1 pseudogene is annotated in these 369 nt (G+C 61.2%); it reads left to right on the forward strand.

Annotation, left to right across the window (positions count from 1 at the left end):
- Window position 1 precedes the first annotated feature (1 nt).
- Window positions 2–369, forward strand: a pseudogene (locus RM530_RS18875) (transposase); the annotation flags it as partial.

Genomic DNA, 369 nt, shown 5'->3' on the forward strand with positions numbered 1-369 from the left:
CATTCAGCGCGGCAACAATCGCCAGCCGTGCTTCTTCGCGGGTGAGGACTACCCATGGTATTTGCGGTGGCTGGGCGAGTATGCACGGCAGGCCGGGTGCCGGGTACATGCCTACGTGCTGATGACAAACCATGTGCATCTGTTGCTTTCGGCAGACCGAGCCGACGCTGCGGGACAGCTTGATGAAGGCACTTGGGCAGCGTTACGTGCAATACGTCAATCGCACCTACCAGCGCAGCGGCACCCTGTGGGAAGGACGGTTCCGTTCGTGTCTGACGCAGGAGGACGCCTACCTGCTCACCTGTCAGCGCTACATCGAACTGAATCCGGTGCGGGCGGACAGGGTGTCGCGCCCGGCTGATTATCGTT

This window comes from Banduia mediterranea, from assembly GCF_031846245.1.
Lineage (GTDB): Bacteria > Pseudomonadota > Gammaproteobacteria > Nevskiales > Nevskiaceae > Banduia > Banduia mediterranea.